Raw genomic sequence first — 14,274 nt, forward strand, 5'->3', positions numbered from 1 at the left:
GGACAATGAAACTCGAATTCTCAGTTTATCGTTATAACCCGGATGTAGACGACGCTCCGCGCATGCAGGATTACACCCTGGAAGCGGAAGAGGGTCGCGACATGATGCTGCTTGACGCTTTAATGCAGCTGAAAGAAAAAGATCCTAGTCTGTCATTCCGTCGCTCTTGCCGTGAAGGCGTTTGTGGCTCCGACGGCCTGAACATGAACGGCAAAAACGGGCTGGCCTGTATCACGCCAATCTCGGCGCTCGGCAACGGTAAGCAGAAGATAGTCATCCGTCCTCTGCCTGGCCTGCCGGTGATCCGCGATCTGGTGGTAGACATGGGGCAATTCTATGCTCAATATGAGAAGATTAAGCCTTACTTGTTGAATAATGGGCAAAATCCACCCGCTCGTGAGCATTTGCAGTCGCCTGAACAGCGTGAAAAGCTGGATGGTCTGTACGAGTGCATTCTTTGCGCTTGCTGCTCGACTTCTTGTCCGTCGTTCTGGTGGAACCCGGACAAGTTTATCGGCCCGGCCGGTTTGCTGGCTGCGTATCGCTTCCTGATCGACAGCCGCGACACCGAAACGGACGCGCGTCTGGACGGCCTGAGCGATGCTTTCAGCGTATTCCGCTGCCACAGCATTATGAACTGCGTCAGCGTTTGCCCTAAGGGGCTGAACCCGACGAAAGCTATCGGCCATATTAAGTCGATGCTGTTGCAAAAAAGCGCTTAAGTCAGAAAAGTACCCTCTCCTTGCAGGGGAGAGGGTGCAAATTGCAGGAAATCTTTAAAAACTGCCGACGATCTTCCCTCTCTATATAAGGGGAAGGGGTGAGGGGAAACCCTTAAGACAGTTTCTAAAGGTTCCTTCGCGGGCCGCCCTCCACGGCAACAGGCTCGAAGAAAGTGAACCCTGGAACGTATACCTGTATACCCTACGGTGTGCGTTATAGTTATCCACGGCGAAATAAGCATAAAATGCTTAAGGGATCACGATGCAGAACGGCGCGATGAAGCCCTGGCTGGACTCTTCCTGGCTGGCGGGCGCAAACCAGTCCTACATAGAGCAGCTCTATGAAGACTTCTTAACCGATCCTGACTCTGTTGATGCGCACTGGCGCACGATGTTCCAGCAGTTACCTGGCACCGGAGCCAGACCGGATCAATTCCATTCAAAAACGCGTGATTATTTCCGTCGTCTGGCGAAGGATGCCTCACGTTACTCCACCGCAGTTACCGATCCTGACACCGATGCCAAACAGGTAAAAGTGTTGCAGCTGATCAACGCCTGGCGTTTCCGCGGCCATCAGGCTGCTAATCTCGATCCGCTCGGGCTTTGGCAGCAGGAAACGGTTGCCGATCTGGATCCGGCGTTCCATAACCTGACCGAAGAAGATTTGCAGCAGAGTTTCAATGTGGGTTCGTTTGCCATCGGCAAAGAGACCATGAAGCTTGCCGACCTGATCGCTGCGCTGAAGCAAACCTACGGTGGGTCGATCGGTGCGGAATACATGCACATCACCAATACCGAAGAAAAACGCTGGATCCAGCAGCGCATCGAATCGGTAGCCGGGCGTTCAAGCTTTACTCAGGAAGAGAAAAAACGTTTCCTGAGCGAGCTGACTGCGGCGGAAGGGCTGGAGCGCTACCTGGGGGCTAAATTCCCTGGGGCGAAACGCTTCTCGCTGGAAGGCGGCGACGCGCTGGTACCGATGCTCAAAGAGATGATTCGCCACGCCGGTAAGAGCGGCACGCGCGAAGTGGTGCTGGGTATGGCGCACCGCGGTCGTCTTAACGTGCTGATCAACGTGCTGGGTAAAAAACCGCAGGATCTGTTTGACGAATTTGCGGGCAAACATAAAGAACATCTCGGCACCGGCGACGTGAAGTACCACATGGGCTTCTCTTCCGATGTTGAAACCGAAGGCGGCCTGGTTCACCTGGCGCTGGCGTTTAACCCGTCTCACCTGGAAATCGTTAGCCCGGTGGTTATCGGTTCCGTGCGTGCGCGTCTGGATCGTCTGGATAAGCCAGGCAGCAACCAGGTACTGCCGATCACCATTCATGGTGATGCCGCGGTAGCCGGGCAGGGCGTGGTTCAGGAAACCCTGAACATGTCCAAAGCGCGTGGTTACGAAGTGGGCGGTACCGTGCGTATCGTGATCAACAACCAGATTGGTTTCACCACCTCTAACCCGCTGGATGCGCGCTCCACGCCATACTGTACCGACATCGGTAAGATGGTCATGGCGCCGATTTTCCACGTTAATGCGGATGACCCGGAAGCCGTAGCTTTCGTTACCCGTCTGGCGCTGGACTTCCGTAATACCTTCAAGCGTGATGTGTTTATCGACCTGGTTTGCTACCGTCGCCACGGCCATAACGAAGCTGACGAGCCAAGCGCAACGCAGCCGGTGATGTACCAGAAAATCAAAAAACATCCGACCCCGCGTAAGATCTATGCTGACAAGCTGGAGCAGGACAAACTGGCCACGCTGGAAGATGCCACCGAAATGGTGAATCTGTACCGCGATGCGCTGGATGCCGGCGAATGTGTCGTGCAAGAGTGGCGTCCGATGAACATGCACTCCTTTACCTGGTCGCCGTACCTCAACCACGAGTGGGACGAAAGCTACCCGAACAAGGTTGAGATGAAGCGCGTTCAGGAACTGGCTAAGCGCATCAGCACCGTGCCGGAAGCCGTAGAAATGCAGTCCCGCGTGGCGAAAATCTACAGCGACCGTCAGGACATGGCGAACGGCAACAAACTGTTCGACTGGGGTGCAGCGGAAAACCTGGCTTATGCAACGCTGGTAGATGAAGGCGTGTCCGTTCGTCTGTCCGGTGAAGATGCTGGCCGTGGGACCTTCTTCCACCGCCACGCCGTGATCCACAACCAAACCAACGGCTCTACCTATACGCCGCTGGCGCACGTCCACAACAGCCAGGGCATCTTCAAAGTCTGGGATTCCGTGTTATCTGAAGAAGCGGTTCTGGCCTTTGAGTACGGCTATGCCACGGCAGAACCTCGCACCCTGACCATTTGGGAAGCGCAGTTCGGCGACTTCGCCAACGGGGCACAGGTTGTGATTGACCAGTTCATCAGCTCCGGCGAGCAGAAATGGGGCCGTATGTGTGGCCTGGTCATGCTGCTGCCACACGGCTATGAAGGCCAGGGCCCAGAGCACTCCTCCGCGCGTCTGGAGCGTTACCTCCAGCTGTGCGCCGAGCAGAACATGCAGGTTTGCGTGCCGTCGACTCCGGCTCAGGTTTATCACATGCTGCGTCGTCAGGCGCTGCGCGGGATGCGCCGTCCACTGGTCGTCATGTCGCCGAAATCTCTGCTGCGCCATCCGCTGGCGGTATCCAGCCTCGACGAACTGGCCAACGGCACGTTCCAGCCGGCAATTGGTGAGATTGACGAACTGGATCCGAAAGGCGTGAAGCGCGTTGTTCTGTGTTCCGGTAAGGTGTACTACGACCTGCTTGAGCAGCGCCGTAAGAATGAGCAGAAGGATGTGGCGATTGTGCGTATTGAGCAGCTCTATCCGTTCCCGCACCAGGCGGTACAGGAAGCGCTGAAGCCGTTCGCACACGTACACGACTTCGTCTGGTGCCAGGAAGAGCCGCTGAACCAGGGCGCCTGGTACTGCAGCCAGCACCACTTCCGCGAAGTGATTCCGTTTGGGTCCGCTCTGCGTTATGCAGGTCGCCCGGCCTCCGCCTCTCCGGCGGTAGGGTATATGTCCGTTCACCAGAAGCAACAGCAAGATCTGGTTAATGACGCGCTGAACGTCGAATAAATTAAAGGATAAATAATGAGTAGCGTAGATATTCTAGTTCCTGACCTGCCTGAGTCCGTAGCCGACGCGACAGTGGCAACCTGGCATAAAAAACCGGGCGACAGCGTCAAACGTGACGAAGTACTGGTTGAAATCGAAACTGACAAAGTGGTACTGGAAGTCCCCGCGTCTGCGGACGGCGTTCTGGATGCGGTACTGGAAGACGAAGGCACGACCGTGACCTCTCGTCAGATTCTGGGCCGTCTGCGTGAAGGCAACAGCGGCGGGAAAGAAACCTCCGCAAAAGCTGACAGCAAAGAGTCTACTCCGGCTCAGCGTCAGCAGGCTTCTCTGGAAGAGCAGAGCAATGATGCCCTCAGCCCGGCTATCCGCCGCCTGATCGCAGAGAACGACCTCGACGCCAGCGCTATTAAAGGCAGCGGCGTAGGTGGCCGTCTCACTCGTGAAGATGTTGAAAAACACCTGAGCGAAGCGAAAGCGAAACAACCTGCGCAGGCGAAAGCTGCCGAAGCCACTCAGGCGCCGGTTGCGCCACTGGCTGGCCGCAGCGAAAAACGCGTGCCGATGACCCGTCTGCGCAAGCGCGTGGCCGAACGTCTGCTGGAAGCGAAAAACTCTACCGCCATGCTCACTACGTTCAACGAAGTGAACATGAAGCCAATCATGGAACTGCGTAAGCAGTACGGTGAAGCGTTTGAAAAACGCCACGGCGTGCGTCTGGGCTTCATGTCCTTCTACATTAAAGCGGTTGTTGAAGCGCTGAAACGCTATCCGGAAGTGAATGCTTCCATCGACGGCGAAGACGTGGTTTACCACAACTACTTCGATGTCAGCATCGCGGTTTCTACCCCGCGTGGCCTGGTGACCCCAGTGCTGAAAGACGTTGATACCCTGGGCATGGCCGACATCGAAAAACGCATCAAAGAGCTGGCGGTGAAAGGCCGTGACGGCAAACTGACCGTGGAAGAGCTGACCGGCGGTAACTTCACCATCACCAACGGTGGCGTCTTCGGCTCCCTGATGTCTACGCCAATCATCAACCCACCGCAGAGTGCGATCCTGGGTATGCACGCCATCAAAGACCGCCCAATGGCGGTGGACGGTAAAGTTGAGATCCTGCCGATGATGTACCTGGCGCTCTCTTACGATCACCGTCTGATCGATGGCCGCGAGTCCGTGGGTTATCTGGTAGCCATTAAAGAGCTGCTGGAAGATCCAACTCGTCTGCTGCTGGACGTGTAGTCGAACAAGACTCTGGCGGGTGCTATGACACCCGCCCCTACAACCAAATCTAACCTTACCCCGAGCATTAATGCTCTTTATCTGGATGGATAGAACTCATGAACTTACACGAATATCAGGCGAAACAGTTGTTTGCTCGGTATGGTTTGCCGGCACCCGTCGGTTACGCCTGCACCACACCGCGTGAAGCGGAAGAAGCCGCCTCTAAAATTGGCGCGGGTCCTTGGGTGGTGAAATGTCAGGTTCATGCCGGTGGCCGCGGTAAAGCGGGCGGTGTGAAAGTGGTTAACAGCAAAGAAGACATTCGTGCTTTTGCCGAGCACTGGCTGGGCAAACGTCTGGTGACTTACCAAACGGACGCTACTGGCCAGCCTGTACACCAGATTCTGGTTGAAGCTGCAACCGACATCGACAAAGAGCTGTATCTGGGCGCGGTAGTTGACCGTAGCTCTCGCCGCGTGGTCTTCATGGCCTCCACCGAAGGCGGCGTGGAAATCGAAAAAGTAGCGGAAGAAACGCCGCACCTGATCCACAAAGTTGCGCTGGATCCGCTGGCGGGACCAATGCCTTACCAGGGACGTGAGCTGGCGTTCAAACTGGGTCTGGAAGGTAAACAGGTTCAGCAGTTCACCAAGATCTTTATGGGGCTGGCGACTATCTTCCTCGAGCGCGACCTGGCGCTGATCGAAATCAACCCGCTGGTGATCACTAAGCAGGGCGACCTGATCTGCCTCGACGGCAAACTGGGCGCTGACGGTAACGCGCTTTTCCGCCAGCCGGATCTGCGTGAAATGCGCGACCAGTCTCAGGAAGACCCGCGTGAAGCTCAGGCTGCACAGTGGGAACTGAACTACGTGGCGCTGGACGGCAACATCGGCTGTATGGTTAACGGTGCGGGCCTGGCAATGGGCACCATGGACATTGTTAAGCTGCACGGCGGCGAGCCGGCTAACTTCCTCGACGTGGGCGGCGGTGCGACCAAAGAGCGCGTTACCGAAGCGTTCAAAATCATCCTGTCCGACGACAAAGTCAAAGCCGTTCTGGTGAACATCTTCGGCGGTATTGTCCGTTGCGACCTGATTGCCGACGGCATCATTGGTGCGGTAGCTGAAGTGGGCGTTAACGTGCCGGTGGTGGTGCGTCTGGAAGGTAACAACGCCGAACTGGGCGCGAAAAAACTGGCAGATAGCGGCCTGAACATCATTGCAGCGAAAAGTCTGACGGACGCAGCACAGCAGGTTGTTGCTGCCGTGGAGGGGAAATAATGTCCATTTTGATCGATAAAAACACCAAGGTAATTTGCCAGGGCTTTACCGGCAGCCAGGGGACTTTCCACTCCGAACAGGCGATTGCCTACGGTACGCAAATGGTTGGCGGCGTGACGCCAGGCAAAGGCGGTACTGAACATCTGGGTCTGCCGGTATTCAATACCGTGCGTGAAGCCGTTGAAGCTACCGGCGCGACTGCTTCCGTTATCTACGTTCCAGCCCCGTTCTGCAAAGACTCTATCCTGGAAGCGATTGATGCGGGCATTAAGCTGATTATCACCATCACTGAAGGTATCCCTACGCTGGATATGCTGACCGTGAAAGTGGCGCTGGATGAAGCTGGCGTGCGCATGATCGGGCCAAACTGCCCGGGCGTTATCACCCCAGGCGAATGCAAAATCGGCATCATGCCGGGCCACATTCACCTGCCGGGCAAAGTAGGCATCGTTTCCCGTTCCGGGACGCTGACCTATGAAGCCGTTAAGCAGACAACTGACATCGGCCTCGGCCAGTCAACCTGCGTTGGTATCGGCGGTGACCCGATTCCTGGCTCCAACTTCATTGATATCCTGAAGATGTTCCAGGCAGACCCGAAAACCGAGGCCATTGTGATGATCGGTGAAATCGGCGGGAGCGCAGAAGAAGAAGCTGCGGCCTATATCAAAGAGCACGTGACCAAACCTGTTGTGGGCTACATTGCCGGCGTTACCGCGCCAAAAGGCAAGCGTATGGGCCACGCGGGCGCCATCATCGCGGGCGGGAAAGGGACGGCGGATGAGAAATTCGCTGCTCTGGAAGCCGCTGGCGTGAAAACCGTTCGCAGCCTCGCCGACATTGGCGATGCGCTGAAAGCTATTCTGCCGCAGTAAGCAGATGCCCCCGCGCAAGCGGGGGAAACAGTAATAATAAGTGTTCGACATGGTTGGCCACCCTGGGTGGCCTTTTTTTATGTTTCGGCTTTGATAACCCTGCCTCGTCTTACGTTGTATCGCGCATGCCCACGCACTTATTCTTTTCCTGAATAATTTCTCTCTGCAATATTTTCTTGATGTAACCTTATAAAAAATAATGATTTGTTAATTTAGTTTATATCAAAAGTGAATTATTTGTGAATATTAAAAGGAGGGAGCCAAAACTACGGAAAAAGATGCCCGATAAATAGTGTAAAGATGACCTGGCGTGCATGGGAGAAATTTAATCTTCAGCTTTAAATATCGGCTTTATGTTGAGAATAAGCGTCATGAAATTAACCTCAAACGAAGCGTTGGAACATATCATTAACAACAAATTCACGATTAATTCTCTATTGAAAAATAATTAACATTGCCAATGTAAATTGTTTTGGATCAATGTTTAAAGCTGGCGTTGCGGGGTATAAAGGGGCAAAATTGCTGCAGATCAAACTGGCCGAATAACGGTGTTTTAGCTATAAATTGATCGCCGTCGTAAAACGTAAAAAACATTAAGCAAAGACCTGTTTATTGTAAGGGAATTGCAGGGTAATATAATTACGGGTTATTTTTGATTTAATTAACGTGTTTGTAACCTTTCACCTTTTGATTTCACATTTGAATAAAGTGGGCGAGAAAAAGGGGACTGGAAGCGAATGTATTTGTATTAGGGCATGCTTGTGGTGAACCTCCCGGTGAACCACAGTCGAAGTCTTCATGCGAAGAGCAAGGAGTCAAGATGTTTGATATTGTCGAACTGTCGCGCTTACAGTTTGCCTTGACCGCGATGTACCACTTCCTGTTTGTGCCGCTGACGCTAGGTATGGCGTTCTTGCTGGCCATCATGGAAACGGTCTATGTGCTGTCAGGTAAGCAGATTTATAAAGATATGACCAAATTCTGGGGCAAGTTGTTTGCAATCAACTTTGCGCTGGGGGTGGCAACCGGTTTGACCATGGAGTTCCAGTTCGGGACTAACTGGTCTTACTATTCTCACTATGTAGGGGATATCTTCGGTGCGCCGCTGGCGATCGAAGGCCTGATGGCATTCTTCCTCGAATCTACCTTTGTTGGTCTGTTCTTCTTTGGCTGGGATCGCCTCGGCAAAGTTCAACATATGGCCGTCACCTGGCTGGTGGCATTGGGCTCCAACCTCTCCGCGCTGTGGATTCTGGTCGCTAACGGCTGGATGCAAAACCCTATCGCTTCCGATTTCAACTTCGAAACCATGCGTATGGAAATGGTCAGCTTTGCCGAGCTGGTCCTGAACCCGGTTGCGCAGGTTAAATTCGTACACACCGTAGCGTCCGGCTATGTTTGTGGCGCGATGTTCGTGCTCGGTATCAGCTCCTACTACCTGCTGAAAGGCCGCGACGTCGCTTTTGCGAAGCGTTCCTTCGCGATTGCCGCGAGCTTCGGTATGGCCGCTATTCTCTCCGTTATCGTACTGGGCGATGAGTCTGGCTACGAAATGGGTGACGTGCAGAAAACCAAACTGGCCGCGATTGAAGCCGAATGGGAAACTCAGCCAGCGCCGGCGGCGTTTACCCTGTTTGGTATTCCTGACCAGGATAAACAAGAAAACCGCTTCGCCATTCAAATTCCTTACGCGCTGGGCATCATCGCTACCCGCTCGGTAGATAAGCCGGTCACGGGCCTGAAAGAGCTGATGGTGCAGCACGAAGAGCGTATCCGTAACGGGATGAAGGCTTACAGTCTGCTGGAGCAACTGCGCAGTGGTTCAACCGATCAAAGCGTGCGTGATAGCTTCAACCACGTGAAAAAAGACCTGGGCTATGGTCTGTTGCTGAAGCGCTACACGGAAAACGTCACTGACGCGACCGAAGAGCAGATTCAGAAAGCAACCAAAGACTCTATTCCTCGCGTAGCACCGCTGTACTTCGCGTTCCGTATTATGGTGGCCTGTGGCTTCCTGATGCTGTTCATTATTGCTGTGTCCTTCTGGACCGTGACCCGTAACGCCATTGGTTCGAAAAAATGGCTGCTGCGTGCCGCGCTGTACGGTATTCCACTGCCTTGGATCGCTATCGAATCCGGCTGGTTTGTCGCGGAATACGGGCGTCAGCCTTGGGCGGTGGGTGAGGTTCTGCCGACGGCAGTGGCAAACTCGTCATTGAGCGTGGGCGACCTGCTGTTCTCCATGATACTGATTTGCGGCCTTTACACGCTGTTTATGGTGGCGGAACTGTTCCTGATGTTCAAATTTGCTCGCCTTGGGCCGAGCAGTCTGAAAACAGGGCGCTATCACTTTGAGCAGTCCAACGTGGCTTCTCAGCCGGCACGCTAAGACAGGAGTCGTCAAATGATCGATTATGAAGTATTGCGTTTTATCTGGTGGCTGCTGGTCGGCGTTCTGCTGATTGGCTTTGCCGTCACCGACGGCTTCGATATGGGCGTGGGCATGCTGTCGCGCGTGATTGGCCGTACTGACGTTGAACGCCGCATCATGGTTAACTCCATCGCGCCGCACTGGGACGGGAACCAGGTTTGGCTGATCACCGCGGGCGGGGCTCTGTTTGCTGCCTGGCCAATGGTTTATGCCGCTGCCTTCTCCGGCTTCTATGTCGCGATGATTCTGGTGCTGGCTTCTTTGTTCTTCCGTCCGGTAGGGTTCGACTACCGCTCGAAGATCGAAGATACCCGCTGGCGCAACATGTGGGACTGGGGCATTTTCATTGGTAGCTTCGTACCACCTCTGGTGATAGGTGTCGCTTTCGGCAACCTGCTGCAGGGCGTTCCGTTCCACGTTGATGACTACCTGCGCCTTTACTACACCGGTAACTTCTTCCAACTGCTAAATCCGTTTGGCCTGTTGGCAGGCGTTGTTAGCGTGTCGATGATCGTGGCCCAGGGCGCAACCTATCTGCAGATGCGTACCGTAGGTGAGTTACATCTGCGTGCTAAAGCGGCGGCTCAGATTGCTGCGCTGGTGATGATGGTTTGCTTCGCGCTGGCCGGTGTCTGGGTGATCTACGGCATTGATGGCTATGTGGTGACTTCTGCTCTGGATCATCATGCTGCATCTAACCCGCTGACCAAAGAAGTCGCGCGTCAGGCGGGTGCCTGGCTGGTGAACTTCAACAATACGCCAGCGCTGTGGTTGATTCCTGCTCTGGGTGTTGTGCTGCCGCTGCTGACCATCCTCATGTCTCGTCTGGAGAAAGGCGCTCTGGCGTTTATCTTCTCTTCGCTGACGTTGGCCTGTGTGATCCTGACGGCCGGTATCGCGATGTTCCCGTTCGTGATGCCTTCCAGCACCATGATGAACGCTAGCCTGACCATGTGGGATGCGACATCCAGCCAGCTGACGCTGAATGTGATGACCTATGTTGCCATCGTGTTCGTGCCAATCATTCTTCTCTACACCACCTGGTGTTACTGGAAAATGTTCGGTCGTATCACGAAAGAGCACATCGAAAGCAACTCCACCTCTCTGTACTAATAAGGAGCTGATTATGTGGTACTTTGCATGGATTCTGGGCACGCTTCTGGCGTGTGCATTCGGGATTATTACCGCGCTGGCTCTCGAGCACGTTGAGGCGAGCAAAGCCGGAAAAGAAGAGCACTGATGGAATACGTTATCGCGAAACTGTACGCGGTAATGGACAAGAGCCCCTTGCGGGCTCTTTCCTTAGTGATGGCGCTGGTGCTGGCTGGGTGTATTTTTTGGGACCCGTCTCGTTTTGCCGCCAAAACGAGTGAGCTGGAGATTTGGCATGGCTTCCTGCTGATGTGGGGCGTTTGTGCTGGGATCATTCACGGCGTGGGTTTCCGCCCAACCAAAGTGCTCTGGCAGGGCATTTTCTGCCCGCTGGTTGCCGATTTAGTGCTCATCGCTGGCCTGCTGTTTTTCTTCTTCTGAATGTCTGCGTACATTCCCCCGCCTGAAGCAGAAATTATGGGCTTTAACAAGCCCATAAAAATTTACTTAACGTTTAAAACAATCCATTCCAAACCCTCATTCTCTTGCGTATAGTAAGCAGCGTTTAATTGCATTACCGGGATGTAAAGTGAGTACAACGCTGTTTCGATGGCCGGTCCGTGTTTACTACGAAGACACAGACGCCGGTGGTATGGTTTACCATGCCAGTTATGTTGCTTTTTATGAAAGAGCACGCACAGAGATGCTGCGCCAGCACAACTTTAATCAGCATTCCTTGTTGGCGGAGCGTGTCGCCTTTGTCGTACGCAGGATGACGGTTGATTATCTTGCGCCTGCCCGACTCGACGATTTACTCGAAATCCAAAGTGAAATTACATCGATGCGCGGCACTTCTATGGTGTTTACGCAGCGAATAGTCAACGCTGAAAATCAGTTGCTTAACCAAGCTGAAGTGCTGATTGTTTGCGTTGATCCACACCTAATGAAGCCTCGTGCGCTTCCCAAGTCTATTGTCGCGGAGTTCAAGCAGTGACTGACATGAATATCCTTGATTTGTTCCTGAAGGCAAGCCTTCTGGTCAAATTTATCATGTTGATTTTGATTGGTTTTTCCATCGCATCATGGGCAATCATCATTCAGCGAACGCGTATCCTTAATGCCGCCAGCCGTGAAGCTGAGGCGTTTGAAGACAAGTTCTGGTCCGGTATCGAACTGTCTCGCCTGTATCAGGAGAGCCAGGGCCGCCGCGACAGCTTGAGCGGTTCTGAGCAGATCTTCTATTCCGGTTTTAAAGAGTTCGCGCGACTGCATCGCGCCAATACCCATGCGCCAGAAGCTGTGGTTGAGGGGGCATCTCGTGCGATGCGTATCTCGATGAGCCGCGAGCTGGAAACGCTGGAAACCCATATTCCTTTCCTCGGCACCGTTGGTTCCATCAGCCCGTATATCGGCCTGTTTGGTACGGTGTGGGGGATCATGCATGCGTTTATCGCCCTGGGCGCGGTGAAGCAGGCGACGCTGCAGATGGTTGCGCCAGGGATTGCCGAAGCGCTGATCGCGACTGCGATTGGTCTTTTTGCTGCTATTCCGGCCGTTATGGCGTACAACCGCCTTAACCAACGCGTGAACAAACTGGAATTGAATTACGACAACTTCATGGAAGAGTTCACGGCTATCCTGCACCGTCAGGCTTTTACCAGCAGCGAAAAGCAGTAACAAGGGGTAAGTCATGGCCAGACGCGGACGTGGTCGTCGTGAGCTGAAGTCAGAAATTAACATCGTTCCATTGCTGGACGTGCTGCTGGTGCTGCTGCTGATATTTATGGCAACAGCGCCGATCATCACCCAGAGCGTCGAGGTGGATCTGCCGGATGCGACAGATTCTCAGACCGTCAGCAGTAACGATGAACCGCCGGTCATTATTGAAGTGTCCGGGGTAGGGCAGTACAGCGTAGTGGTTGAAAAAGATCGCATGGATCAGCTGCCGTCAGAGCAGGTTGTTGCCGAAGCGCAGCGCCGTCTGCAGGCGAATCCAAAAACGGTCTTTTTGATCGGCGGCGCAAAAGATGTTCCGTATGACGAGATCATCAAGGCGCTGAATCTGTTGCATCAGGCGGGCGTGAAGTCCGTTGGTTTGATGACACAGCCAATCTGATCCATTTCGCTTAAACCGTTTGGGAACCGAGAGTGTCAAAGGCAACCGAAGAGAACGCTAAATTAAAACGGGCGATCATCGTTTCAGTGGTGCTGCATATCATTTTGATTGCCATCCTGATCTGGAGCTCGTTTGATGAGCACATTGATGCATCCGCTGGCGGTGGCGGTGGTTCTTCTATTGACGCGGTGATGGTTGACCCGGGTGCGGTAGTGGAAAACTACAATCGCCAACAGCAGCAGCAGGCAAGCAGCAAGCGCGCCGCTGAACAGCGCGAAAAACAGGCGCAGCAGCAGGCAGAAGAGCTTCAGCAAAAACAGGCGGCGGAACAACAGCGCCTGAAAGAGCTGGAGAAGGAGCGTTTAGCCGCCCAGGAGCAGGCAAAAGCGCAGGCCGAACAGCAGAAACAGGCTGAAGCGGCCGCGAAGCAGGCTCAAGAGCAGCAAAAACAGGCCGAAGCTGCGGCCGCAGCGGCGAAGGCAAAAGCGGACGCTCAGGCGAAAGCGCAGGCTGACGCGCAGGCAAAAGCTCAGGCTGATGCCCAGGCCAAAGCTGCGGAAGAAGCCGCGAAGAAAGCGGCTGCGGATGCTCAGAAGAAAGCCACTGAAGAAGCTGCTAAGAAAGCAGCTGACGCTGAGAAAAAAGCCGCCGCTGACGCTGCTGCTGCAGCGAAAAAAGCTCAGCAGGATGCTGAGAAGAAAGCTGCAGATGCTGCCGCTAAGAAGGCTGCGCAGGATGCGGAGAAGAAAGCTGCCGCTGAAGCAGCTAAGCAGGCTGCTGCTGAAAAAGCTGAAGCTGCGAAACAGGCTGCTGCAGAAAAGGCAGCGGCAGAAAAAGCTGCCGAGAAGGCCGCTGCTGACAAGGCTGCCGCAGCGAAAGCCGCCGCAGATAAGAAAGCGGCCGCCGACGCGAAGAAAAAGGCTGCTGCTGAGAAAGCTGCTTCTGACAAGGCCGCAGCGCAGGGCGTCGACGATTTATTCGGTGATTTAAGCTCAGGTAAGAATGCACCGAAAACGGGCGGTGGGGCGAAAGGTAATGCCGCAGCTGCCGCTGGAAAAGGGAATAATAAGAACAACGGCGCTAGTGGCGCGGAGATCAACGGCTATGCTGGTCAGATAAAGGCAGCGATCGAGAGTAAGTTCTATAACGATCCTTCGTTTGCCGGTAAGACCTGTTCGCTGCGGATCAAGTTGGCACCAGACGGCCTTCTGCTTGATATCAAGCCAGAAGGCGGTGATCCAGCACTTTGTCAGGCTGCCGTTGCGGCAGCGCGTCTGGCGAAGATTCCGAAGCCGCCAAGTGAAGCTGTTTATGAAGTCTTCAAGAACGCACCGATCGACTTTAAGCCTTAACGCGGTTTTCCCCGTCACGACGGGGAAAGCACACTAAGCTGAGTTACAGGGTTTTGGTAGTTTTGTGTATTTGGGTTTGTTAACATTCTGCTAAATTATCGTGGGCTTTTCG

Annotated in this window: 13 protein-coding genes; all 13 read left to right on the forward strand. The window is 54.1% G+C overall.

Going from position 1 to position 14,274, the window contains the following annotated elements:
- Window positions 1-5: 5 nt before the first annotated feature.
- The 13 genes from sdhB (at window position 6) to tolA (ending at window position 14,162) form a co-directional block, all read left to right on the forward strand.
- Window positions 6-722 (forward strand): succinate dehydrogenase iron-sulfur subunit SdhB, encoded by a 717-nt coding sequence (gene sdhB, locus AAIE02_RS02125; RefSeq protein WP_085541216.1) that lies wholly within the window; start codon window positions 6-8, stop codon window positions 720-722.
- 262 nt (window positions 723-984) lie between these two features.
- Complete coding sequence (gene sucA, locus AAIE02_RS02130; RefSeq protein ID WP_166875785.1) at window positions 985-3,792, forward strand: 2-oxoglutarate dehydrogenase E1 component; 2,808 nt, start codon at window positions 985-987, stop codon at window positions 3,790-3,792.
- A gap of 15 nt (window positions 3,793-3,807) precedes the next feature.
- On the forward strand, window positions 3,808-5,034 hold the full coding sequence (odhB, locus tag AAIE02_RS02135) for a 2-oxoglutarate dehydrogenase complex dihydrolipoyllysine-residue succinyltransferase (protein ID WP_008456145.1): 1,227 nt from the start codon (window positions 3,808-3,810) through the stop codon (window positions 5,032-5,034).
- A 98-nt stretch (window positions 5,035-5,132) separates the two neighbouring features.
- On the forward strand, window positions 5,133-6,299 hold the full coding sequence (sucC, locus tag AAIE02_RS02140) for an ADP-forming succinate--CoA ligase subunit beta (protein WP_008456146.1): 1,167 nt from the start codon (window positions 5,133-5,135) through the stop codon (window positions 6,297-6,299).
- Window positions 6,299-7,171, forward strand: coding sequence for a succinate--CoA ligase subunit alpha (gene sucD, locus AAIE02_RS02145; RefSeq protein ID WP_008456147.1), 873 nt, complete (start codon window positions 6,299-6,301; stop codon window positions 7,169-7,171). Before sucC ends, sucD begins: the two co-directional genes overlap by 1 nt.
- An 820-nt stretch (window positions 7,172-7,991) precedes the next feature.
- Window positions 7,992-9,560 (forward strand): cytochrome ubiquinol oxidase subunit I, encoded by a 1,569-nt coding sequence (cydA, locus tag AAIE02_RS02150; protein ID WP_039291231.1) that lies wholly within the window; start codon window positions 7,992-7,994, stop codon window positions 9,558-9,560.
- Window positions 9,561-9,575: 15 nt separating this feature from the next.
- Window positions 9,576-10,715, forward strand: coding sequence for a cytochrome d ubiquinol oxidase subunit II (cydB, locus tag AAIE02_RS02155; RefSeq protein ID WP_008456151.1), 1,140 nt, complete (start codon window positions 9,576-9,578; stop codon window positions 10,713-10,715).
- A gap of 13 nt (window positions 10,716-10,728) precedes the next feature.
- The gene (gene cydX / locus AAIE02_RS02160; RefSeq protein WP_008456153.1) at window positions 10,729-10,842 is read left to right on the forward strand and encodes a cytochrome bd-I oxidase subunit CydX; all 114 of its coding nucleotides are present in this window, start codon (window positions 10,729-10,731) and stop codon (window positions 10,840-10,842) included.
- A complete protein-coding gene (gene ybgE / locus AAIE02_RS02165; protein ID WP_008456154.1) occupies window positions 10,842-11,135 on the forward strand; it encodes a cyd operon protein YbgE in 294 nt (97 codons plus the stop codon). Before cydX ends, ybgE begins: the two co-directional genes overlap by 1 nt.
- Window positions 11,136-11,283: 148 nt before the next feature.
- Window positions 11,284-11,688 carry a tol-pal system-associated acyl-CoA thioesterase gene (gene ybgC, locus AAIE02_RS02170; protein WP_008456156.1) on the forward strand — a complete coding sequence of 135 codons (405 nt, stop codon included), beginning with the start codon at window positions 11,284-11,286 and terminating at the stop codon, window positions 11,686-11,688.
- Window positions 11,685-12,371 (forward strand): Tol-Pal system protein TolQ, encoded by a 687-nt coding sequence (gene tolQ, locus AAIE02_RS02175; RefSeq protein ID WP_008456164.1) that lies wholly within the window; start codon window positions 11,685-11,687, stop codon window positions 12,369-12,371. The genes ybgC and tolQ overlap by 4 nt, the downstream gene beginning before the upstream one ends.
- Before the next feature lie 13 nt (window positions 12,372-12,384).
- Window positions 12,385-12,810, forward strand: coding sequence for a colicin uptake protein TolR (tolR, locus tag AAIE02_RS02180; RefSeq protein WP_008456166.1), 426 nt, complete (start codon window positions 12,385-12,387; stop codon window positions 12,808-12,810).
- A 32-nt stretch (window positions 12,811-12,842) separates the two neighbouring features.
- Window positions 12,843-14,162, forward strand: coding sequence for a cell envelope integrity protein TolA (tolA, locus tag AAIE02_RS02185; RefSeq protein WP_039291240.1), 1,320 nt, complete (start codon window positions 12,843-12,845; stop codon window positions 14,160-14,162).
- The last annotated feature ends 112 nt before the right edge of the window (window positions 14,163-14,274 follow it).

The organism is Cedecea sp. Ae19-4 (assembly GCF_059801165.1).